The following is a 21,992-nucleotide window of genomic DNA, read 5'->3' on the forward strand; positions in this document are numbered from 1 at the left end:
GTCGGCGTAGTCCGGTGGCACGGATTGCGTTCTATTTGTGGCTGGGTTTTAGTTTTACTTTCGGCATGCCCTGTGCCCTTGCGGTGGATGAACAAAGCGTGCTGGCGGCCTTGACCCTAAATTTCGCTCGGTTCACCACTTGGCCGGAGGCATCGTCCCAACCTCTCAACGTCTGCGTGATCGGCGATAATGTAGTACAGGAAGCATTCATGCCGCTGCAAGGGGTAGACGTCAACGGCCGGGCGGTATCGGTCAACAATATGTCGCGATTAACCAATTTAACATCATGTCAGGTACTGTTCATTCACGATTTAAAACGCAACGTCATGGCGCAGGTTTTTCAAGAACTGAAGGACTCGCCGGTACTAACGGTCGGCAACGGCTTGGATATATTGGATAATGGCGGCATGATCGGATTGGATAATGAAGGCGGCAAGGTAGTGATACACATCGATTTGAATCAAGTCAATCGTTCCCGACTAAAAATCAGCTCGCGTCTGTTGCAGCTGGCCGTCATTCGGGAAAACGATAAATGACCTGGGTGTCGAATGCCCCGATCAGAACCAAACTGATCACCATCATGACGCTGACCGCGTTGGTCGCCTTGTTAATGGCGACCTCGGCGTTCATCCTTTACGAGTATTGGGCCAAGAAGCAAGACACCGAACGGCAATTGGTGCTGATAGGCGACATCATTTCCTGGAACAGTTCCGCGGCCTTGGCCTTCAACGACGCCGATACGGCGCGGGAAATGCTGGCGGGCATGCAAACCCGCAAAAGCGTTTTGGGTGCCAGACTGTACGACAAAGACGGTCATTTGTTCGCGGAATACGTGAAAAGCGGTTCCGACTCGTCCATTTGGGTTGAAGACGATCCGGTCGCGCAAGTATTGCGGCGTACCCCGGATTTTGCGCAGATGTCGTGGTTGGAGCTGTTTTCGGAAAAAATCGCCAGTCTGTACCGGCATTATATTTCCGACCAAACCGGGGCGGGCGAATTTATCCGTTACGGTCAAAGGTTGGCTTACCGGGACAGCTACATTCATTACTACAAGCCGGTCTTGCTGTACAAAGAGTTGATCGGCGTGTTGGAGTTGGTCGACGACCAAAGCGAGTTGCACGCCATATTGCAGGCGTTTTATCTGATTGCGGCGGCGATCGTGATTTTGACGGCGATGGCGATTTTATTCGTATCGTCACGGTTGCAACGCATTTTTTCCGAACCCTTGTTGGCGCTGATGGACGCGATGCGGGCGGTAAGCGCGAAAAAGAATTTCCAATTCAGAGTGTCGTGGCTGGCGATCAACAGAGGTAGCCGGTTTTCGAGCGCACAAGTTCCGACGAATTCGGCGATTTAGCCAGCGTTTACAACGAAATGCTGGCGGAAATTCAAGAGCGCGACGAACAATTAGCCGGTCACAGAGCGGATTTGGAAAGACAGGTGAAAGCGCGCACCGAGGAGTTGTCGATCAAAAATCGGCGGCTGGAGCAAGCGATTACCGAGGCTTTGCAGGCGAAGGAACAGGCCTTGGCGGCCAGCAAGGCCAAAAGTGAATTTTTAGCCATGATGAGCCATGAAATCAGGACGCCTATGAACGGCGTTCTGGGTATGACCGAGCTGCTGCTGGGATCCGGCCTGCAAGATCAGCAGCGCAAGTTGGCGGAGACCGCATTCCGCTCGGCCGAATCCTTGTTGAGCATCATCAACAATATTCTGGATTTTTCCAAAATAGAAGCCGGAAAACTGCAGCTGATAGAAACCGAGTTCGATTTGCGCCGCACCTTGGAAGACACCTTGGATATGCTATCCGAGCAGGCTAGGCGCAAGAGTATCGAGCTGATTCTGAATCTGCCGGCCGATTGGGGCTTCGTGGTCGGCGGCGACGCGGAACGTTTGCGGCAAGTGTTGATTAATTTGGTGGGTAACGCGATCAAATTCACCGAAGTCGGCGAGGTGCAGCTGAAAGTGAGCGGGTCCTTGCTCGACAGAAACAGCGAAAAAGTTTCCTTGTTGTTCGAAGTCATCGATACCGGCCCCGGCATTCCGCCGGAACATCAAGAGCATATTTTCGAGAGCTTTACTCAGCAAGACGGGACCATCACCCGCCGATACGGCGGTACCGGGCTGGGGTTGACTATTTCCCGGCAGCTGGTCGAATTGATGGGCGGCGAATTGAAATTAGTCAGCACGCCTAAGGTCGGCTCGCGCTTTATTTCAATCTGATTTTACCGGTAAGCAATAAAAGCACGATTCAAACAGCGCAGATCAAGGAGCTGTTAGACGTTAACGTGCTGGTGGTGGACGACAATTCCACCAACCGGGAAATCCTGTATCGGCAACTGATTCAATGGGGGGCAAAAGTCACCTGCGTCAGCAGTGCGCCGAAAGCGCTGAAGTTGTTGCACGATACGGCGGCGGAAACGCATTTCAAACTGGCGTTGTTGGATTGGCATTTGCCGTTCATGGACGGTTTGTCCCTTGCCAAAGCGATTAAGGCCGACGCGCGCATTGCGCTTTGAAATTAATCATGCTGAGTTCGGACAATATAGCGCTCAGCGATAAAGAACGCGAACACTTAGGCATTCGGTTTTTTCTTAACAAACCGGTGTTTCAAGACCGATTGCTGCATTGCTTGCTGCAGACTTTAGCGGATACCTCTACTTCGTACAACGATGGCTTGGGCCAGCAGCACGCGAATCTGTTCAGCGCTAAAGTGTTGGTCGCCGAGGATAACCCGGTCAACCAAGAGGTCGCGAAACGGTTTTTGCAGCGCTTGGGATGCGAAGTCGAAATCGCCAATAACGGTGCCGAGGCGGTGCGCGCGGTAACCGTCAGCCAGTTCGACCTGATCTTGATGGATTGTCATATGCCGGAGCTGGACGGTTTTTCCGCCACCCGGCGAATTCGTACGTTAGAGTTGGATTCGCATCGCGAACGCGCACCGGTGATCGCCTTGACGGCCGACGTGCAAAAAGGCATACAGGACGAATGCCGTTTAGCCGGTATGGACGATTATCTCAGCAAGCCGTTTACCATGGATCAGCTGCGGCAAAGCTTGGAAACCTGGTTGCCCGGTGCTGCCAAGGAAGCCGGCGCATCAATGGAAAAAATCATGGAACTTACGCCTGCCGCTGCCGTCAGTTCCGCCATCCTCGAGGTCGGCACGGTGGCGCAGTTGCAAGCGATTTCCGATCCAGACGGCAGTACCTTGTTCGATAAAGCCGTGGGCTTGTATTTGGATACCGCTCCGGATTTATACGAACAAATCAAACGTGCGTTTCGCGACGGTCCATTGTCTAACGTCACCAAGCCGGCCCATACGCTAAAGTCCGCTTCGGCGAATTTAGGCGCCAAAGAATTAGCCGATGTCTGTTTGCAATTGGAAACTGCGGGCAGAGCCAATGACGAGCTGGCTGTCGCGCGTTTGGAGGAGTTGTTCGAACGGCGTTATCAAATCACTTTAGAGGCTTTACGCGAGTTGCAAACCTCGCAACAGGAGTTTTCGGCGGTATCGGCCGATGTGACGGTAGATTATGAACTGCCGGATTTCGAAATGACCAATATCACCATATTGGTGGTGGACGACGATCCGAATTTCCGGCTCATCACCCGTGAGCAACTGTCCAGGGTGGGATTCAAAGTCGAGGAAGCCGGTAGCGGTTACGAAGCGTTGGACAAACTCAAGCTGAGTATGCCGGATTTGATTATGTTGGACGCGGTCATGGAAGGTCTGGATGGCTTCGAAACCTGCAAAATGCTGCGCGAATACCCCGCCCTGACCGACGTGCCGGTGATTATGTCCACGGGTTTAGGCGACATGGAATCCATCAACCGGGCGTTCGACGTCGGGGCTTCGGATTTCATCATCAAACCGCTGAATTACACGGTATTGATTCACCACATCAAGTTCCTGTTACGCTCCAGCCGGGCCACGGCCGAATTGCGCGATAGCAAGCTGCAATTGGCTGCGGCACAAAGAATAGCTCGGCTAGGCTATTGGACTTGGAACGTTGAAAGCAATCAATTCATTATCTCGGCGTATTTGGCCGAATTGTTTCGTATCGACCCGAATGATTTTGCCGGCACTTTAAGCGCTTATTTCGAATTGGTTGCCCCCGACGATAGGCCAAAAGTGGAACATGCGATTTATTCCACCTTGGATGGAGAGGGCGGCGGAACCATAGAATACGCCTTGGCAGTGACAGCGGATAGTCCGATTATCGTGCGTCAGGAAACGGCTTTGGTCACGCAAACGAAAATAGTCACCGGTACGGTGCAAGACGTTACCAAGCTGAAGGCCACCGAGTTGATGATACATAACTTGGCGTATTACGACGAGTTGACCGGCTTGGCCAGTAGGGCCTACTACCACGAAAGGATAGAACAATACATCAAGTTGGCGCGGCGTAAGCAGGAGGCTTTCGGATTCTTGTATATCGACTTGGACGAATTCAAATACATCAACGACAGCTTCGGGCATAACGTCGGCGATCAGTACTTAATCGCGGTCGCGGAACGCATCCGATCCGTGATTCGCGACGTCGATTTTGCCGTACGCCTGGGAGGCGACGAGTTTTGCATTCTGGTGGATGCGGTTGCCAGCGAACGGCAGATTAACGAAGTGGCCGAACGCTGTTTGCAGGAAGTCAACCGGCCGCTAAACATTTCCGGCAATCATTTCAGACCGCGGGCAAGTATCGGCATAGCCTTGTTTCCCAGAGACGGTAGAGACGAACACGAGCTCATGAAGGCCGCGGATGCCGCGATGTATGCGGCCAAAAAAGCCGGCAAGCAACGGTATGCGACGTATAAGCCGGAAATGACCGAACATGCGATTAAACGGTTGAAAGACGAGCAGCTGCTACGGGAATCGGTCGAAAAAGAGCTGTTTGTGTTGCACTACCAACCGCAGATCAGTATGGCCAATGGCCGGATTGTCGGTTTGGAGGCCTTAATACGCTGGCAACATGCCGAACGCGGCATTGTGTCCCCCTATGAGTTTATTCCTTTGGCGGAAAGCCTGGGCTTGATCAACAAAATCGGCGAATGGGTGTTAATGCAAGCCTGTCGGCAAATGATGGAGTGGCGTGCGCACGGTTTGGAACAGGTCAGGATTGCGGTGAACATTTCGCCTTCGCATTTCGCCGATCCTAAACTATTAGTCACCGTGCGGGACATCCTTAAACAAACCGGCTTGCCTGCGGAACTCTTGCAATTGGAAGTCACCGAAAGCGTAATGCACGCCGACATCGATATGGACGTGTTTAGGGACTTAAAAGCTCTGGGGGTCAAAATTGCCATCGACGATTTCGGCACCGGTTATTCGTCGTTAGCGTCGCTGAAGGAATTGCCGGTAGATTGCTTAAAGATCGATAGGATTTTTGTGCAAGACGTTTTATACAATCCGCAAACTCCGGTATTGCTGGGTACCATCATCGGCTTGGCCAACGCCATGGACTATCAAATCGTAGCCGAAGGCGTGGAAACCCAGGAACAAGCCATGGTCATGATGGGTTTGGGCTGTGACGTGATACAGGGGTATTTTTTCAGTCCGCCGGTTGCGGTTGAACAAGTGCTGAAGTTGTTCCGGCAAAACTTTATGGTCAATGCAGCCGAACCGACAGACTCCTGGGACAACCCAATCGAGCATCCATGACCGACCGGATACGCGAGTTGGTGCTCCAGTCCAAACGAATTCCCGGTATTTCGGCTCAAACTCAGCGTTTGTTGACATTGATGCGACACGACGACTTGTCTATCGATCGATTAGCGGCCGTTATCGAAGAAAGCCCGGCGATGACGGCACGCTTGTTGGCGCTGGCAAATTCGGCGTGGTACGCGCCGGCACAACCTATTACCAGCGCCAGCGTAGCTTGTGCAAGGCTGGGATTGACGTTGGTGAAAGCGGTTTGCATCGGCCTGTCGGTTATTGCACCGTTTAGCGTTACCGCTTGCCGTCCGTTTGATATCAAGCGGTTTTGGTTGTCCAGTACATTGGCGGCCGAAGCGGCATACAGACTGGCCGCGCCCCTCGCCGATAAAGAGTTTAGCGATGCGGTGCACACCGGGGGTTTGCTGCATTGCTTGGGTTTGTTATGTATAGTGGATTTGTTACCGTTACGGATGGATGCGATTCTGCTCCGGGCGAGACAAACACCTGAATTGAATTTGTCTTCGCTGTTGCAGCAGGAAATCGGCATGGATTACGCGGAAATCGGCGGCATGGTCGCGAAAAAATGGGAATTGCCGGAGGTTTTGGTAGCGGTTATTCGTTATCACCGGCAAGCCGGCTACCGGGCCGCCTATCGGCAACACGTGCACTACGTTAGAATTGCCGCGGATATGGCGTCCGCACTTTATGCCCGGCAAGAAGAGTTTGTTTTCGACAGCGATGACAACCCGGCTATCGGAGCGGATGTCGCGGCATCGGTTTATCGGCAAATGCTGTTGGAGCAGCCCAAGTTCAACAGTCAAGCGGAGATCTTGTTTTAGTTCTCCGGCAGCCGAAGTCGGCGATTAGCCTTGGCGTAGTTGCGCAACGTGGAAATCCGCTTCAGTAAATTGACAAGCTTCGGCAACCTCAGTAACTTAGCGCGCTTTGTCCAACAGCTATCTTTAATTCCCCACAAGAGTTATTAATGGAAGAATTTCACCGCATCAGCCGCTTACCGCCCTACGTTTTTAACATCGTCAATGAATTGAAAGCCAAAGCGCGAGCCGACGGCGAGGACATTATCGATTTCGGTATGGGCAACCCGGACCAGCCCACGCCGGCGCACATTTTGAACAAGATGTTGGAAGTCGCGCAACGCGGCGATACGCATCGCTACTCGGTTTCCAAAGGTATTCCCCGCTTGCGTAAGGCAATATGCGGCTGGTACAAAAACCGCTTCGACGTCGATTTGGATTTCAACAGCGAAGCCATCGTGACCATAGGCTCTAAAGAGGGCTTGTCGCATTTGGCTCTGGCCACCTTGGGCCCTGGCGACGTGGTTTTGGTGCCTAACCCGGCGTATCCCATTCATCCTTACGGCGTCGTGATCGCCGGAGCCGATATTCGCCACGTGGCGTTGACGCCGGGCGTCGATTTTTTCGACGAGTTGAATCGAGCGATTTCAGAATGCTGGCCAAAACCGAAGATGTTGATTTTGAATTTTCCGGGCAATCCGACCTGTCAATGCGTCGAGCTGGATTTCTTCGAAAAGGTAGTGGCGATTTGTAAAGAGCACGGCATTTGGATAGTTCACGACATTGCTTACGCCGACATCGTGTTCGACGGCTATGTCGCGCCGTCGATATTGCAAGTGCCGGGAGCGAAAGACATTGCCGTCGAATTTTTTTCATTGTCCAAGAGTTACAACATGCCCGGTTGGCGGGTGGGTTTCATGTGCGGCAATCCGACCTTGGTCGCCGCCTTAACCCGGATCAAATCGTATATGGACTACGGCACGTTTACTCCCATTCAAGTGGCGGCAATCACCGCGCTGGAAGGGCCGCAGGATTGCGTGACGGAAATCAGCAACATGTACCGTTTGCGCCGCGACGTGTTGTGCGACGGCCTGAATAACATGGGTTGGAAGGTCGAAAAACCCAAGGCCACCATGTTCGTTTGGGCGCCGATACCGGAAGCGTACAAAGCGATGGGCTCTTTGGAGTTCTCCAAGAAGTTAATCATCGATGCCAAAGTAGCCGTTTCCCCGGGTATCGGTTTCGGTCAATTCGGCGACGATCACATCCGATTCAGTTTGATCGAGAACGAACACAGAACCCGGCAAGCGCTGCGCAGCATCCGTAATATGCTGAAAAAAGACAACGTAGTATAATCCGGCGAATTTTTGGATAAGCGTCAGGAGTTGGGTTTGAAGCCGGTAACTATAGGTATATTGGGATTGGGTACTGTCGGGGGCGGTACCGTCAACGTACTTAAACGCAACGCCGAAGAAATCGCCCGGCGGGCTGGACGTGAAATCGTGGTCGGCCGAGCTTCGGCCCGTCACCTTAACCTGCAGCGGATTTGCAATACCGAAGGTATTGCCTTGACGGCCGACCCGTTCGATGTGGTCAACGATCCTACGGTCGACATCGTCGTTGAGTTGATCGGCGGCTACGATTTGGCCAAGCAACTGGTGCTGGCGGCGATTGCCAACGGTAAACATGTGGTAACCGCCAATAAAGCGCTGATCGCGTTGCACGGCAATGAAATTTTTGCCGAAGCCAGTAAAAAAGGCGTAATGGTGACCTTCGAAGCAGCCGTGGCCGGCGGCATTCCCATCATCAAAGCCATTAGAGAAGGTTTGGCAGGCAACCGTATCGAATGGCTGGCCGGCATCATCAACGGTACCGGCAATTTCATCCTGACCGAAATGCGCGACAAAGGCCGGGATTTCGCTGATGTTTTGAAAGAAGCGCAGGCCTTGGGTTATGCGGAAGCCGACCCGACCTTCGACGTAGAAGGCATAGACGCCGGCCACAAGTTGACTATCCTGGCATCCATCGCCTTCGGCATCCCGCTGCAATTCGAGAAGGTCTATACCGAGGGCATCACCCGGATCACGCGCCTGGATGTCGAATATGCCGAGGAATTGGGCTACCGCATCAAAAACTTGGGTATCGCCCGTAAAACTGCCGAAGGCATAGAATTACGGGTACATCCCACTCTGATTCCCAAACGCCGTCTGATAGCCAACGTAGAAGGGGTGATGAATGCCGTGTTGGTTTGCGGCGATGCGGTAGGGCCGACGCTGTATTACGGTGCCGGAGCGGGCGCGGAACCGACCGCGTCGGCGGTAGTGGCGGATTTGGTCGATGTGGTGCGCGCCCTGACCAGCGACCCGGAAAACCGGGTGCCGCATCTGGCTTTTCAGCCCGAGGCAATCGCCGATATTCCGGTGGTGCCGGCCGAACGCTTTCAAACTGCTTATTACCTGAGATTAACGGCCGACGACAAACCCGGCGTACTGGCGGAGGTGACCCGCATATTGGCGGCCCATCAGATCAGTATCGAAGCATTGATTCAAAAAGAGCCTTTGCACGGCGAAGTCTCGGTGCCCATCATCATGCTGACTCAAAAAACTTTGGAACAAGAAATGAATGCGGCGATTGCCGAAATCGAAGCCTTGCCTACCGTTACCGGCAACGTCAGTCGCATCCGTTTGGAAACTTTAGGATAAATAATGGCAACACAAAAACGCTACACCGGAGTGATCGAACATTATCGCGACCGTTTACCGGTTTCCGCATCCACCCGGCTGATCAGCTTGGGCGAAGGCAATACGCCGCTGATTCAATTGCACAATATTCCGCGCATCATCGGCAAGGACGTCGACATTTATGTGAAATTCGAAGGGCTAAATCCCACCGGCTCGTTTAAAGACCGTGGTATGACGATGGCGGTAACCAAGGCCGTCGAGCAGGGTAGCCAAGCGATTATTTGCGCATCGACCGGCAATACCTCGGCGGCGGCGGCGGCTTACGCGGTGCGGGCCGGCATCAAGGCCTTCGTACTGATTCCGGAAGGAAAGATCGCATTGGGCAAATTGGCGCAAACCCTGATGTATGGCGCGCAAATCATTCAGATCAACGGCAATTTCGACGCCGGTATGGCTTTGGTCAAACAAGTGGCCGATCACGCTCCGGTTGCTATCGTCAATTCCATTAACCCGTTCCGTTTGGAAGGACAAAAGACCGCGGCTTTCGAAATCGTCGACGAATTGGGTAGAGCGCCCGATTTTCACTGCCTGCCGGTCGGTAATGCCGGCAATATCGCCGCCTACTGGAAGGGCTATAGCGAATACGCAACCGACAGTTCGACTCACCAAGCCGTTACCGATAAACGGCCGGTGATGTGCGGCTATCAAGCAGCCGGCGCGGCACCGTTCGTGGCAGGGCACATGGTGGATCATCCCGAAACCGTCGCCACGGCGATTCGCATCGGCCACCCGCAATCCTGGGATTTGGCCTGGAAAGCACAAAAAGAATCCGGCGGTTGGTTCGACACGCAGACGGACCAACAAATTTTGCGCGCACAAAAAATGCTGTCTCAATACGAGGGGATTTTTTGCGAGCCGGCATCCGCAACTTCGCTGGCCGGCGCCATGCAGGATTTAGCCGGCGGCAAAATTCCGGAAGGCAGTACGATAGTCTGTACCTTGACCGGTAACGGCATTAAAGACCCGGATACCGCGATTTCCCAATGTAAGGATGCTCACCCGGTAACGATAGAAGCATCGTTAGACGCGGTGAAAAAGGCGATTTTGGATTCGATGTAACTGACCGCTCGCTAACAAGCCGGCCTAAGCCGGCTTTTTTATTGCGTAATTTATGTATCTGCAAGGCGTTAAAAAAGCGATTGTCCGGCGCGCTCCGGCGCAAACTGCGGCCGATTTGGGCAGCTTGGATCCCATTTTGCTGCGCATCTTCACCAGCCGGGGGGTAAACAAAGCCGAGGACTTGGAACGGGGCCTGGCGAACTTGCCGAGTCCGTGGTTGTTGTCCGGGATTAACACCATGGTCGACCAACTGGTTAGCGTTGTCCGCGAAAACAAAGCGTTGAGCGTGGTGGCCGATTTCGACGCGGACGGTGCAACCAGCTGCGCGTTGGCCTTAAAAGGCTTGGCATTGTTCGGTGCGCGGCAGCTCAACTTTGTCGTGCCCAATCGTTTCGAATTCGGCTACGGGCTGACGCCGGAGATCGTCGAGTTGGTGCGAAAGCAACAGGCCGACGTGATCTTAACCGTCGACAACGGAATTTCCAGTTTGGAAGGCGTGGCCGCCGCCAAGCGGCTTGGGATCACGGTTTTGATTACCGATCATCATCTACCCGGACACGAACTTCCGGATGCGGATGCCATCGTCAACCCGAATTTGCCGGACGATAAATTTCCTAGCCGTAACATTGCCGGTGTCGGCGTGATGTTTTACGTGCTGACGGCCTTGCGGATTCGGCTAAGGGAGTTGCGTTGGTTCGAAACCGCCGGTATTGCCGAGCCGAATCTGGCGCAATTGCTGGATTATGTGGCATTGGGTACGGTAGCCGACGTCGTGGCCTTGGATCAAGTCAACCGCATTCTGGTGCACCAAGGTTTGTTGCGGATTCGTAGCGGTCAATGCCGGACCGGTATCAAGGCGTTGTTGGCAATTGCCGGCAAGAACCCCGGCAGCGTGCAAGCCGCGGATTTGGGCTTTTCGGTGGCGCCCAGGCTGAATGCGGCCGGCCGGTTGGACGATATGTCGCTGGGCATACGCTGTTTGTTGACGGACGATCCGGAGCTCGCCCGCGACATGGCGGTGCAACTGGATGCATTGAATCAGGACCGGAAAAGCATAGAAGAACAAATGAAGGCCGAAGCGCTGGCCTTGTTGTCCGGCATGCGCGCCATGGACGAACAGCACGCGCCGGCCGGCGTTTGCTTGTACGACGCCGGTTGGCACCAGGGGGTCATCGGTATTTTGGCGGCTCGGATCAAAGACCGTTTGCACAGGCCGGTGATTGCCTTTGCGCCGGCCGACAACGGTGAATTGAAAGGGTCGGCCCGTTCCATTGCCGGTGTGCATATCCGCGACGTGCTCAGCGATATCGCCGCCGAGCATCCCAAGTTGTTGAGCAAGTTCGGCGGTCATGCCATGGCGGCCGGCTTATCGATCAAGCTGCAGGATTATCCGCATTTCGCGCTGCAGTTCGCCGAAACGGTGGCGGCCAGATTAAGCGAAGTCGATTTGCAGCACAAAGTTTGGTCGGATGGCGAACTCGACCAACAGCATCTGAGTCTGGAATTCGCCGAGAACCTGCGCCAGGCGGCGGTTTGGGGGCAAGCTTTTCCTGAGCCGACTTTCGACGGTGTGTTCGACGTGTTTCAGTGCCGTATCGTTGGCAGGCAGCATCTTAAATTTGTCTTGAAAATGCCGTTCAGCAATTTGTTGATTGACGCTATTGCGTTTTTTGCCGAACAACCGGAGCATTGGTTGGGGTGCCGTAAACTACAAGCGGTCTATAAGTTGGACGTCAATGAGTTTAGGGGCGAGCGCAGTTTGCAACTGCAATTGCATTATTTAGAGCGGTTGGAGTAGCGATAAATGCTGGATAAAACCTTGCGCTGGGTAGATGCGCATCTGCTTCGGTTGTTGGCGTGGATATTCGGGCTGCGCGTGCTGTTTTTGTTTGTCAACGGTCTGGATTTGATCGGCGACGAAAGCTACTACTGGGATTGGTCGCGACACCCGGACTGGTGCTATTACAGTAAACCGCCGATGGTGGCATGGTTAATCGGCTTATTCACCTGGGCTTTGGGGGATTACACCGCGGTCGTGCGTTTGCCGGCGGTGTTACTCGGAACGGTTGGCTTGTTCTACTTTCACGCTACCTGTAAGGCATTCTACGGTGCGCGTGCCGCGGCGTTCGCATTCATTTTATTGTTGGCGACGCCGATCAACGTGATCGCCAATTTGCTGATGACGATAGACCCGCCTTTGTACTGTTTTTGGATCATGACTTTGTACTATCTGCGCCAAGCCTTGTTCGAGCGCTCGGACAAGGCTTGGTGGCTTGCAGGATTCTCCAGTGCCGCCGCGTTGTTGAGCAAACAAGCGGCATTGGCTTTGCCGGTTATGCTGTTGCTGTTTTTGCTCGCCAATGCGGCTTATCGGCACTACTTGCGGCGTGAATTCTGGTGGTATTTAGCGCCTATACTGATCGCGGTTGTACCGATATTGATGTGGAACTTAAACCATGACTGGGTGATGTTCGGTCATAGCAAAGGGCATTTCGCCAATCACGAACCGGCCGCGCTGACCAAGCATTTCAAATGGGCTGCAGACTTTCTACTGTATCAGCTGCTGTTGCTGTCGCCGCTGACCTTTGCTCTTGTCCTATCGACTTCGCTGATATGCGCTTACCGTTTCAAAAATTTGAACGCCGAACAACGATTTTTATGGCTAATGGGCCCTGCTTTGTTGTTAGCCGTGTTGCTGTTGAGTTTGCTGCAAAAGGTACAGGGCAATTGGCCTATGCCGTTTTATTTCAGTGCCTTGATTTTACTGGCGGGCCGCTATGCGGATTCGATTTGGCAAAAAGCCTCGCACGCCGCGGTCTATGTCGGTGCGGTGCTGGTGTTGCTGACCTATGCGTTGCCGGTATTGTTGTCCTTACTTCCCATTAAAGATAGCGTTTGGGACCCAACCACCCGGTTTAAAAATTGGCAAGCGGTTGCCGCAGCGATTCAGATGGAACGGCAAAAAACTCAAGCCGATTTGCAAGACACCTTTGTAGTGGCTTTGGGCCACCGTTATTTAGCCAGCCAACTCGCGTTTTATTTACCGGATCATCCCAAAGTGTATCGTTACGAGGCTTCGGGGCAGATTGTGTCACAATACGAGGTATGGCCGGGGCCGGATGAATTTGCCGGCAAGAATGCTTTTATCGTCGGAGACGGCAATATGAAGTTGCCCGCGCCGTTGTATTCGGCGTTCGAACGCTTGGATTTAGTCGGGCAACTGCCTAACCCGAACCGAAAAGAATCAGAATATTTCATTTATTTCGGGCAACGACTGGGTAGCTGGCCCTATCCTGCGTTGCAAAAACGAATTTCGTCCAAGGACTAATATGCCGCATAGAGCTAGGCGTAGGGCGCGTTACGAATTGCTGGTTTGGTTCGCCGTCGTTTGTTCGACCAGCGTGTTGTTTTGGTGCACCGATTTGGATTACCGCGTGGCACAAATGTTTTATCAGGCGGGCCCGGCCGCTCAGCATTGGCCTTATCAACAGTTGCAGCCGGTTAAAATCCTCTACGATTACGCCTTTCCGTTTTGTGTCGTGGTCGGGCTGTCGCTTTTGTCAATTTCGATACTCGGACATTGGCATGCCTACACCCGGCGCTATCGTCGCAAAGCCTTATATATATTGCTTGTAATCCTGCTAGGGCCGGGTTTGGTCGTGAACTTGATATTCAAAGATCATTGGGGGCGGCCTCGTCCTGTGCACGTGCAGGAATTCGGCGGCCAATACGCTTACGTTCCGCCCTTGAAACCGGGCAGTACTCCGGATAAGTCGTTTGTTTGCGGGCATTGTTCGGTGGGATACGCTTTTTTCGTGTTGTATTTTTTATCTCAGTCGCACAAAGTCATGTATTTCGTACTGACTCTGGCATTGGCTTGGACTTTGGGAATCACCCGCATGACGGCCGGCGGGCATTTTTTATCCGATGTGTTATGGTCCGGCTATGTGGTGTTCTTGGTAGCACATGCTTTGTACTACGGGTGGTTTTTGCGTATCAAGCCGGAGGGAGGAAATTAAGCCGTCCATGGCTACCCGCGGTGAATTTATAGCCAGTGATCGAACGGTTCCACGTTAACCATCTGGCCGGCCTCCACGTTAGTTAAGGCGCTGTCTAACACGATGAAACAATTGGCTAAACTCGCCACTTTGAGCTGGTGGGAATCTTGCCGGCCGGCACTGGCGACCGTGAATTCGCCATTTGCGTCTTGCGACAACACGCCGCGCTGAAACTCTTCGCGGCCGGGCGATTTTTTCAGCGGGGTGCTGCAACGGGCTTGTATTCGAATGGGTTTGGTTTGAATGCCCGTCATGCGCAACAACGCGGGTTTGACAAATTGCTCGAAAGTAACCAGCACTGCAATCGGATTACCCGGCAAGCCGAAAAACATACATCGGTCTAGCGTGCCGAAAGTTAACGGTTTTCCGGGTTTTATGGCCAATTTCCAGAAATTGACTTGGCCGCATCGCTCCAGGGTCTGCCTGACGTAATCGGCGTCTCCGACCGAAGCGCCGCCGGTGGAAATTAACACATCGAAATGGCTGGCTGCATCGTTAAGCGTTTGTTCCAGTCGCGCGGGATGATCTGGAATGACGCCTAAATCGCTGACTTGATAATGGGCATCGCTTAGCAGCCCGGCAAGCAGATAGCGGTTGCTGTCGTATATTTGGCCGGGTTGCAAGGTTTGGCCGAGCGGAACCAGTTCGTCTCCGTTAGAGAAAAAGCCGATTTTTATCCGCCGCTTAACACTCAATTCTCCGATACCGGCGGCGGCAAGCAAACTTAAATCTCTGGCACTCAGCTTGTGCGGAGCCGTTAATAGCCGTTCGCCTTGTTCTACGTCGCTGCCGGCTTCGCGAATATTTTTGCGTAGCTCCAGGCCGACGGGAAATTCCACATAACCGTCGGCGACGTTCACCTGTTCCTGAGCTATCACGCTGTCGATGTCGTCCGGAATCAGCGCTCCGGTAAAAATGCGTAGGCATTGGCGGCTAGGCACCTGTCCGGTGTAGGGTTTTCCTGCCCAGGATGTGCCGCACACCGTTAATCGCGCAAGTTTATCGCCGCTCAGTTGTGCGCTGGAAACCGCATAGCCGTCCATGGCGGATTGGCGAAAATGCGGTATGGCTATCGGGCTAAACACCGATTGCTGTAGGATGCGATTGAGTGCATGGGCGGTGGGGATGGCTTCTGAATCGTTTATTACCGGCAGTGAAGAAAACAGCAAGGCTTTGGCTTGCTCGGAAGTCAACAGATTTTGAGCGGGATAGCAAAGATTAGTCACGAGAGATTAGCGAGAAATGTTGACAAATGAAGTTTGCGATGGCGTGAGGATCGTTTAGGTTTAGGCAGGGTATTGGAGGCCGTGGGGCTATGTTTTGGTCGCTGGCGATTGCGATGATGCTATCGTCGTTCGGATACAGCAACGGTTTATCGAGTGCCGGGCGATGGAGCTCGATTTTGCTGAAACGTTGATGGCGAAACCCTTCTACCAAGATTATCCGCACATCATCGCTGCCGGCGATTAGCAGCTCAAGCTCTTTCTCCAGTTCTATTTCCTGCGGAGCGGGGAATTCCTCGATGATAGCCCGGCGAAAGGGCGATACCAGCATGACGGGAGATGCACCGGCTTTACGTAATTTATAACTGTCTTTACCGGCGTGATCGATTTCAAAGTCGTGATGACTAAGCTTAAGCGCTGCGACTTTTAATCCTCGTGCTTGCAAAATCGGAATCAGCGAGGTCAATAGAGTGGTTTTTCCGGTGCCGCTGAATGCAGCAAAACCCAAAACCGCCGGTTGGCTGGGCGCCATGGTGACTCTCCCGATCTCAAACATGCGCTATTTTACGGCATAATTTCAACAACTAGGATGCAAGCGAGGGAAAATGTTTCGTTTTTTGGTGTTGTTGATTTTAATCTTCGCCGTTTATCAAGCCAGTCGCTGGTTCAGCCGTTTGTCGGATCGGCAAAGACGACGGTGGGTTAAACAAGGTGGGCTGATAGGCGGTGCGGTCTTGCTATTATGGTTAATCGTCAGCGGTAAATTGAGCCTGTTGTTCGGGGTAATCATGTTGAGCCTTACCTTCTTGTTTCGCATCTTGGATTCGTGGTCGCGCTACGGCCCCTTGATCAGACAGCTGTGGCTGCGATTAAACGGTAGATCCCGACAATCCGGCGAAGGCCAAGGCAGTGCGCCGACAAATCGAGCTACGATGACCAGGCAGGAAGCCCTGAAAATCCTTGGCTTGGAGCAAGGTGCTTCCGAACAAGAGATTATATTGGCGCACCGTAGATTAATTGCTAGACTACATCCCGACAAGGGTGGCTCGGATTATTTGGCGGCGCAGATCAATCTAGCGAAAAAGATCCTGCTTAAATAATGCCGAAAGCCGCTCTGCGGGTGACTTGAGTCTTTTGGTTGTTAAAACAATCGCTTGCAGGCTAAACGATAGTGAGGCGCGGTTGCAACGGATATTTTTTCGTGAACTAATTAAAAAAAATACAGCAAAATCAATTGATAGCAAAAAAGTTTTAAAGTTATACTGAGTTCCGACTTTGAAAGCGATTTAAACTCTAAGCCATTGATAATTAATGTTTTTCTGTAAACGTATTACCGGACTCAGTATTTTAAGTCCATAGGGCCGCTTTTAAGGGCAAACAAGGGAAGTCAAATAATAAAGCATAAGCAGTTAGTTCGGGCTGGATAGTCCGATATACGGATGAAATTTGCCAGTATTGAAAGCCAATTAACTCAAGCATCAACACCTGGAGAAGAGTCATGATGGAAGAAGTAATAAATATAAATAAAGAACTGGATATGGATATTCCGGACATCATAGCCTTCGACGAGATTGAAGACGAGAATATTGAGGCCGATTCCAGTGAAAATATAAAAGTAAGCGATGAGAATGAAGCTGAAGAGTTCCATTCCGAAAGCGGATTCGATGCGACACGCGCTTACCTGAACGAATTAAGCAAGTCGCAGTTATTGACGGCCGACGAAGAAAAGATTTATGGCAAAAGGGCTTTGGAAGGAGACCCGGAAGCACGTAAGGTGATGATAGAGAGTAACTTACGCCTAGTTGTAAAAATTTCCCGTCGCTATCTCAATCGTGGTTTGCCCCTACTGGACCTGATAGAGGAAGGCAATCTCGGATTGATTCGAGCGGTAGAAAAGTTCGATCCTGATAGAGGCTTTAGGTTTTCAACCTATGCAACTTGGTGGATCCGGCAAACCATAGAACGAGCCATTATGAATCAGACTCGTACGATTCGGCTTCCGATTCATATCGTAAAAGAGATGAATGTTTATCTCAAAGCACAACGCAGCTTGGCTCAGCAACTCGATCACGAGCCCACTGCGGACGACATTGCAAAGCATTTGGACAAGCCGGTTAGTACGGTCAATAAGATGCTCAAACTGAACGAGCGCGTCACATCTGTCGATGTTTCTTACGGTAAAGAGTTCGATAAACCCTTATTAGAAACAATCTCGGAAGAAGAAAGCCGATCTCCGGCCGAAATTCTCCAGGAAGATTTAATTCAAACCAACGTTACCCAATGGGTATATCAGTTAGCGGATAAGCAGCGGGAAGTTATTTGCCGTCGTTACGGATTATGTGGATTTGAAAGTTCAACATTAGAACAAGTTGCGCTGGAATTAGGCGTTACTCGCGAGAGAGTTAGGCAAATTCAAATGGAAGGCTTAAAACGCCTAAAAGAAATTTTAGAAGATACCGGATATTCTTTTGATTCTATTTTTAGTTGAAGCCTGGGGTTAATTTGAGTTGATTGAATTTATTGGTTAAACAAGCGGTAATAGCCTTGTTTTATATAAGCAGTTATCGAATAACTTAACCAATAATAATTTCAATATTGATAGACAAGTTGCCTTATTCCTTTGGCCACATATTAATGCTACTAGATTTGCTAATTTTTTCCATTCTGGCGTAATGATTGGCTGATTCGTCGTCGGAAGCGCGAATAATCTTAATTTTGGGGCGTTGAGTCGGCAAACGCTCTATGACTTGGCTGACGGCAACTTCGACTTGCTTGCTTTCTTCAAGCAGCGAAGCTTGGCCGCCAGTCATGATCAAATACACGTCCGCTAAAATCTCCGCGTCAAGTAGTGCCCCGTGTAGTTCCCGATGACTGTTGTCTATTCCATAACGTTTGCACAGTGCATCCAAGCTATTGCGTGCGCCCGGATGTTTTTTGCGAGCGTATGCCAAGGTGTCGAATACCGTACAGCTGTCTTCTATCTTACCTAGCGTTCCGCCTAATAAAGCCAGCTCGTGATTCAGGAAGCCGACGTCGAAAGGGGCGTTGTGTATGATCAGTTCCGCGCCGGCCGTAAATTGCAAGAAATCCTCAACTATATCGGCGAAGCGTGGTTTGTCTTGCAAAAAATCATTGCTGATACCGTGTACCTCGATTGCGCCGGCATCTATTTCTCTATCCGGATTGACATACACATGGAAGCGGTTTTGCGTTAGTCTGCGGTTGATCAGCTCCACGCAGCCGATTTCGATGATTTTATGACCGTCCTTAGGATTGATACCTGTAGTTTCGGTATCCAGCACGACTTGGCGTAGCGAATTCTTCATTTTAGACAGTGTTTATTGGCAAAATTGCTTCAAAAGGTCGGTTTGAAGTTGAAAGATTGGCTTGTCGCCCGGCGTTGCCCGGCTGTATTGCCCGTTGCTTTGTAAAATCCAGGCTTGCGAATTATCGTTAAGGGCGGCGTTCATGTCGCTTAAAATGCGTTCGCCGATTTTTTTGTCGGCGATAGGGAAACAAATCTCCACGCGTTTAAACAGATTTCGGTTCATCAAGTCAGCGCTCGATGCGTAGATAGACCAATCGCCGCCGTTCATAAACGCGTAAATCCGAGCGTGCTCTAAAAATCGTCCGACAATCGAACGCACTTCGATGTTGTTCGAAATACCCGGAATGCCGGGGCGTAAACAACAGATGCCGCGCACGATTAACTTGATGTCTACCCCGGCTTGGGATGCGCGGTATAACGCTTGAATGGCTTGTTCTTCGACGACCGCATTAACCTTCATAATGATGCGGGCCGGCCTGCCTTTTTTGGCGTGCTCGATTTCCTTATCGATCATTTTGAGCAAGCCGGGATGCAGGGTAAACGGGGATTGCAGCAGCTTGTTGAGCTTGCTGACCTTGCCCAGACTGGTCAACTGCATGAAGACCCGGCGCACGTCTTCCCCCAGTTCTTTTTCGCAGCTGAACAAACCGTAATCGGTATAAAGACGCGCAGTTTTCGGATGATAATTCCCGGTGCCGAGATGCACGTAATTTCTTAAGGTATTGCCTTCCTTGCGTAAAACCAAGCACATTTTGGCGTGCGTTTTATAACCCACTACGCCGTACACGACGTGAGCGGCGGCTTCCTGTAGTTTGGCTGCTAAGCCGATATTGTCTTTTTCGTCGAAACGAGCTCTTAACTCAATGACCACGGTGACTTCTTTTCCGGCTCTGGCCGCTTTGATTAACGCGGCCACAATCGGAGAGTCTACCCCGGTCCGGTACAACGTTTGTTTGATTGCCAGCACGTCGGGGTCGGCGGCGGCCTGACGGATAAAGTCCACTACCGGTAAGAACGATTCATAAGGGTGATGCAATAAAATGTCTTGTTTTCGAATGGCAGCAAAAAAGTCTTTGTTGCGGCTGAGCGAAGGCGGGATGTTGGGTTTGAACGGCGGAAATTTTAAGTCGGTGCGGTCCACCAAACCGTAAATTGCTTGAATCCGGCTTAAATTGACCGGCCCGCTGCACAAGAACAAGCGGTCTTGGGTCAAATCGAAACGTGCCAATAAGAAATTGACGGTTTCGTCCGGACAGTTGGCGTCGATTTCCAAGCGTACCTCGTCTCCGTAGTTGCGCATGGCCAGTTCGCCTTCCACGGCTAACAGCAGGTCGTCTATCGCATCGTCGTCGACGAAAAAGTCGCTGTTGCGAGTCACTCGAAATTGGTAGCACCCTTTAACCGTCATGCCGTTGAACAAATCGGATACGAAAGCATGGATGATGGACGACAAGAACACGAAATCGTGCGGACCGCTATCGGTTTCGGAAACGGGTAGTTGCACGATACGCGGAAGCGCGCGCGGGGCTTGTAAAACGGCTCTGCCGCTGTTGCGTCCGAATGCGTCTTTGCCGGTCAAGGAAATAATGAAATTTAAGCTTTTATTCAGAATCCGCGGGAAGGGGTGAGCCGAATCCAGGCCAACCGGCGTCAGAATGGGCAGCAGTTCTTCGTTGAAATATTTTTCCAGCCAGTTTTTTTGCGACTCGCTCCAACGGTCGCGGCGTAGGAAACGAATGCGTTCGTTTTCCAGACGGGGGATCAATACTTCGTTCAAAACGCGGTATTGTTCGCTGACGAGCTCGTGGGCTTTGAAAGCAATTTTTTCCAGTTGTTCGTGAATGCTGAGGCCGTCCGCACTGATGGCGCTGGCGTCCATTTCAGCCATCTGCAACAAACTGGCGACGCGGACCTCGTAAAATTCGTCAAGATTGGAGCAAGAAATGCATAGATAATTTAGACGTTCCAGCAGCGGAAGACTTTCATCCAGTGCTTGCGCTAAAACCCGATAATTGAATTCGAGCAAGCTTTGTTCGCGATTGATGTAGTATTCGGGGTTGTTTAAATCAGGTATGCAAATTGCTGTGTTGTCCATATCAAACGCTAATAATCGGTCGCAATAGGGCGATTATAGAGTAATTGACGGCATGGTATTGTTACGGTTGCGGGGACGGCGTTTGGTATAATTTCGACTAATTCACTCAGTTTTTTACCTAACATGAATTTTCCTACCATAGAGTCCCAAGTGGGCAACACGCCGTTGGTGCGCTTACAGAGGCTTGTCTCAAATTCGAGCAATTCCGTTTTAGTCAAGCTTGAGGGCAATAATCCTGCGGGTTCGGTCAAAGACCGGCCGGCGCTCAGTATGATCAAGCATGCCGAACTACGTGGTGAGATTGTACCGGGCGACCGTTTGATCGAGGCGACCAGCGGCAATACCGGCATCGCATTGGCCATGGCGGCGGCGATCAAGGGTTATAAAATGACGTTGATCATGCCGGACAATATGAGCGCCGAACGTATTGCCTCGATGAAAGCCTACGGTGCCGAGATTATTTTGACGCCGGCGTCCGGTAGCATGGAAGCGGCGATCGATTTGGCGCGGGCCATGGAAGCGCGCGGGGAAGGACGAATACTCGACCAATTCGCCAATCCGGACAATCCGCGTGCGCATTACGAAGGCACGGGGCCGGAGATTTGGCGCGATACCGCCGGTAAAATCACGCATTTCGTCAGTGCGATGGGGACTACCGGAACGATTATGGGAACTTCCAGGTTTTTAAAGGAGCAAAGTTCCGCCGTGCAAATCGTCGGCGTGCAACCTAAAGGCCAATCGAAAATTCCCGGCATCCGGCGTTGGCCGCAAGAATATTTGCCCAAAATATTCGACGCCGAGCGGGTGGATAGAGTCATTGAAGTCGAACAGCTCGATGCGGAACACACCACGCGGGAATTGGCCGCCAAAGAAGGTATTTTTGCCGGCGTATCTTCCGGCGGCGCGGTGTATTGCGCGTTACAGTTGGCCAAAGAACTGGACAACGCCGTTATTGTGGCGATTATTTGCGACCGCGGCGACCGCTATTTATCGACCGGGGTATTTCCCAGCTAAACCGCC

At 51.8% G+C, this 21,992-nt stretch carries 19 protein-coding genes; 15 read left to right on the forward strand and 4 right to left on the reverse strand.

Going from position 1 to position 21,992, the window contains the following annotated elements; all coding sequences use genetic code 11:
- Positions 1-14 precede the first annotated feature (14 nt).
- The 12 genes from F1E05_RS09805 to F1E05_RS09860 all read left to right on the forward strand — a co-directional run bounded on the left by F1E05_RS09805 (position 15) and on the right by F1E05_RS09860 (position 14,287).
- On the forward strand, positions 15-536 hold the full coding sequence (locus tag F1E05_RS09805; RefSeq protein WP_190303298.1) for a YfiR family protein: 522 nt from the start codon (positions 15-17) through the stop codon (positions 534-536).
- Entirely contained in the window at positions 533-1,357 is an 825-nt protein-coding gene (locus F1E05_RS09810; RefSeq protein WP_150048118.1) for a CHASE sensor domain-containing protein, read from the forward strand. The genes F1E05_RS09805 and F1E05_RS09810 overlap by 4 nt, the downstream gene beginning before the upstream one ends.
- A gap of 17 nt (positions 1,358-1,374) precedes the next feature.
- Positions 1,375-2,223: an ATP-binding protein gene (locus F1E05_RS09815; protein WP_150048119.1), complete on the forward strand. Its 849-nt coding sequence runs from the start codon at positions 1,375-1,377 to the stop codon at positions 2,221-2,223.
- 65 nt (positions 2,224-2,288) lie between these two features.
- The gene (locus F1E05_RS09820; protein WP_190303299.1) at positions 2,289-2,519 is read left to right on the forward strand and encodes a response regulator; all 231 of its coding nucleotides are present in this window, start codon (positions 2,289-2,291) and stop codon (positions 2,517-2,519) included.
- 8 nt (positions 2,520-2,527) lie between these two features.
- Positions 2,528-5,656: an EAL domain-containing protein gene (locus F1E05_RS09825; protein WP_150048121.1), complete on the forward strand. Its 3,129-nt coding sequence runs from the start codon at positions 2,528-2,530 to the stop codon at positions 5,654-5,656.
- A complete protein-coding gene (locus tag F1E05_RS09830; RefSeq protein ID WP_150048122.1) occupies positions 5,653-6,492 on the forward strand; it encodes an HDOD domain-containing protein in 840 nt (279 codons plus the stop codon). Before F1E05_RS09825 ends, F1E05_RS09830 begins: the two co-directional genes overlap by 4 nt.
- A gap of 146 nt (positions 6,493-6,638) precedes the next feature.
- Positions 6,639-7,823: an alanine transaminase gene (gene alaC, locus F1E05_RS09835; protein WP_150048123.1), complete on the forward strand. Its 1,185-nt coding sequence runs from the start codon at positions 6,639-6,641 to the stop codon at positions 7,821-7,823.
- Between the two features lie 36 nt (positions 7,824-7,859).
- Positions 7,860-9,170: a homoserine dehydrogenase gene (locus tag F1E05_RS09840; protein WP_150048124.1), complete on the forward strand. Its 1,311-nt coding sequence runs from the start codon at positions 7,860-7,862 to the stop codon at positions 9,168-9,170.
- A 3-nt stretch (positions 9,171-9,173) separates the two neighbouring features.
- Positions 9,174-10,268, forward strand: coding sequence for a threonine synthase (thrC, locus tag F1E05_RS09845; protein ID WP_150048125.1), 1,095 nt, complete (start codon positions 9,174-9,176; stop codon positions 10,266-10,268).
- A gap of 52 nt (positions 10,269-10,320) precedes the next feature.
- On the forward strand, positions 10,321-12,066 hold the full coding sequence (gene recJ, locus F1E05_RS09850) for a single-stranded-DNA-specific exonuclease RecJ (protein WP_150048126.1): 1,746 nt from the start codon (positions 10,321-10,323) through the stop codon (positions 12,064-12,066).
- Between the two features lie 6 nt (positions 12,067-12,072).
- On the forward strand, positions 12,073-13,596 hold the full coding sequence (locus tag F1E05_RS09855) for an ArnT family glycosyltransferase (protein WP_150048127.1): 1,524 nt from the start codon (positions 12,073-12,075) through the stop codon (positions 13,594-13,596).
- A gap of 1 nt (position 13,597) precedes the next feature.
- The gene (locus tag F1E05_RS09860) at positions 13,598-14,287 is read left to right on the forward strand and encodes a phosphatase PAP2 family protein (protein WP_150048128.1); all 690 of its coding nucleotides are present in this window, start codon (positions 13,598-13,600) and stop codon (positions 14,285-14,287) included.
- A 26-nt stretch (positions 14,288-14,313) separates the two neighbouring features.
- Here F1E05_RS09860 and moeA read toward each other — a convergent pair whose 3' ends face one another.
- Positions 14,314-15,552: a molybdopterin molybdotransferase MoeA gene (gene moeA, locus F1E05_RS09865; RefSeq protein WP_150048129.1), complete on the reverse strand. Its 1,239-nt coding sequence runs from the start codon at positions 15,550-15,552 to the stop codon at positions 14,314-14,316.
- A complete protein-coding gene (mobB, locus tag F1E05_RS09870; RefSeq protein WP_150048130.1) occupies positions 15,545-16,081 on the reverse strand; it encodes a molybdopterin-guanine dinucleotide biosynthesis protein B in 537 nt (178 codons plus the stop codon). Before mobB ends, moeA begins: the two co-directional genes overlap by 8 nt.
- 73 nt (positions 16,082-16,154) lie before the next feature.
- Here mobB and F1E05_RS09875 point away from each other — a divergent pair, with 73 nt between their 5' ends.
- Together F1E05_RS09875 and rpoS are read left to right on the forward strand one after the other, a co-directional pair.
- Positions 16,155-16,649, forward strand: coding sequence for a J domain-containing protein (locus F1E05_RS09875; RefSeq protein ID WP_150048131.1), 495 nt, complete (start codon positions 16,155-16,157; stop codon positions 16,647-16,649).
- 398 nt (positions 16,650-17,047) lie between these two features.
- On the forward strand, positions 17,048-18,037 hold the full coding sequence (gene rpoS, locus F1E05_RS09880) for an RNA polymerase sigma factor RpoS (protein ID WP_150048132.1): 990 nt from the start codon (positions 17,048-17,050) through the stop codon (positions 18,035-18,037).
- A gap of 124 nt (positions 18,038-18,161) precedes the next feature.
- On the opposite strand, the gene dnaQ is transcribed toward rpoS, so the two are convergent.
- Positions 18,162-18,875: a DNA polymerase III subunit epsilon gene (gene dnaQ / locus F1E05_RS09885; RefSeq protein WP_150048133.1), complete on the reverse strand. Its 714-nt coding sequence runs from the start codon at positions 18,873-18,875 to the stop codon at positions 18,162-18,164.
- Positions 18,876-18,887: 12 nt separating this feature from the next.
- Positions 18,888-20,972 carry a polyphosphate kinase 1 gene (ppk1, locus tag F1E05_RS09890; protein WP_150048134.1) on the reverse strand — a complete coding sequence of 695 codons (2,085 nt, stop codon included), beginning with the start codon at positions 20,970-20,972 and terminating at the stop codon, positions 18,888-18,890.
- A 123-nt stretch (positions 20,973-21,095) separates the two neighbouring features.
- Between ppk1 and cysM the strand changes: the two genes are divergently transcribed.
- Complete coding sequence (gene cysM, locus F1E05_RS09895; RefSeq protein ID WP_150048135.1) at positions 21,096-21,986, forward strand: cysteine synthase CysM; 891 nt, start codon at positions 21,096-21,098, stop codon at positions 21,984-21,986.
- Positions 21,987-21,992 lie beyond the last annotated feature (6 nt).

Source organism: Methylomonas rhizoryzae (assembly GCF_008632455.1).
In the GTDB taxonomy this organism is placed as follows: domain Bacteria; phylum Pseudomonadota; class Gammaproteobacteria; order Methylococcales; family Methylomonadaceae; genus Methylomonas; species Methylomonas rhizoryzae.

Coding starts and splice junctions, on each gene's coding strand:
- ppk1 (WP_150048134.1), bottom strand. CDS start 20,972: ATGGACAACACAGCAATTTGCATACCTGATTTAAACAACCCCGAATAC.
- recJ (WP_150048126.1), top strand. CDS start 10,321: ATGTATCTGCAAGGCGTTAAAAAAGCGATTGTCCGGCGCGCTCCGGCG.
- F1E05_RS09810 (WP_150048118.1), top strand. CDS start 533: ATGACCTGGGTGTCGAATGCCCCGATCAGAACCAAACTGATCACCATC.
- F1E05_RS09855 (WP_150048127.1), top strand. CDS start 12,073: ATGCTGGATAAAACCTTGCGCTGGGTAGATGCGCATCTGCTTCGGTTG.
- F1E05_RS09875 (WP_150048131.1), top strand. CDS start 16,155: ATGTTTCGTTTTTTGGTGTTGTTGATTTTAATCTTCGCCGTTTATCAA.
- F1E05_RS09860 (WP_150048128.1), top strand. CDS start 13,598: ATGCCGCATAGAGCTAGGCGTAGGGCGCGTTACGAATTGCTGGTTTGG.
- dnaQ (WP_150048133.1), bottom strand. CDS start 18,875: ATGAAGAATTCGCTACGCCAAGTCGTGCTGGATACCGAAACTACAGGT.
- F1E05_RS09830 (WP_150048122.1), top strand. CDS start 5,653: ATGACCGACCGGATACGCGAGTTGGTGCTCCAGTCCAAACGAATTCCC.
- cysM (WP_150048135.1), top strand. CDS start 21,096: ATGAATTTTCCTACCATAGAGTCCCAAGTGGGCAACACGCCGTTGGTG.
- mobB (WP_150048130.1), bottom strand. CDS start 16,081: ATGGCGCCCAGCCAACCGGCGGTTTTGGGTTTTGCTGCATTCAGCGGC.
- F1E05_RS09825 (WP_150048121.1), top strand. CDS start 2,528: ATGCTGAGTTCGGACAATATAGCGCTCAGCGATAAAGAACGCGAACAC.
- rpoS (WP_150048132.1), top strand. CDS start 17,048: ATGATGGAAGAAGTAATAAATATAAATAAAGAACTGGATATGGATATT.
- alaC (WP_150048123.1), top strand. CDS start 6,639: ATGGAAGAATTTCACCGCATCAGCCGCTTACCGCCCTACGTTTTTAAC.
- thrC (WP_150048125.1), top strand. CDS start 9,174: ATGGCAACACAAAAACGCTACACCGGAGTGATCGAACATTATCGCGAC.
- F1E05_RS09815 (WP_150048119.1), top strand. CDS start 1,375: ATGCTGGCGGAAATTCAAGAGCGCGACGAACAATTAGCCGGTCACAGA.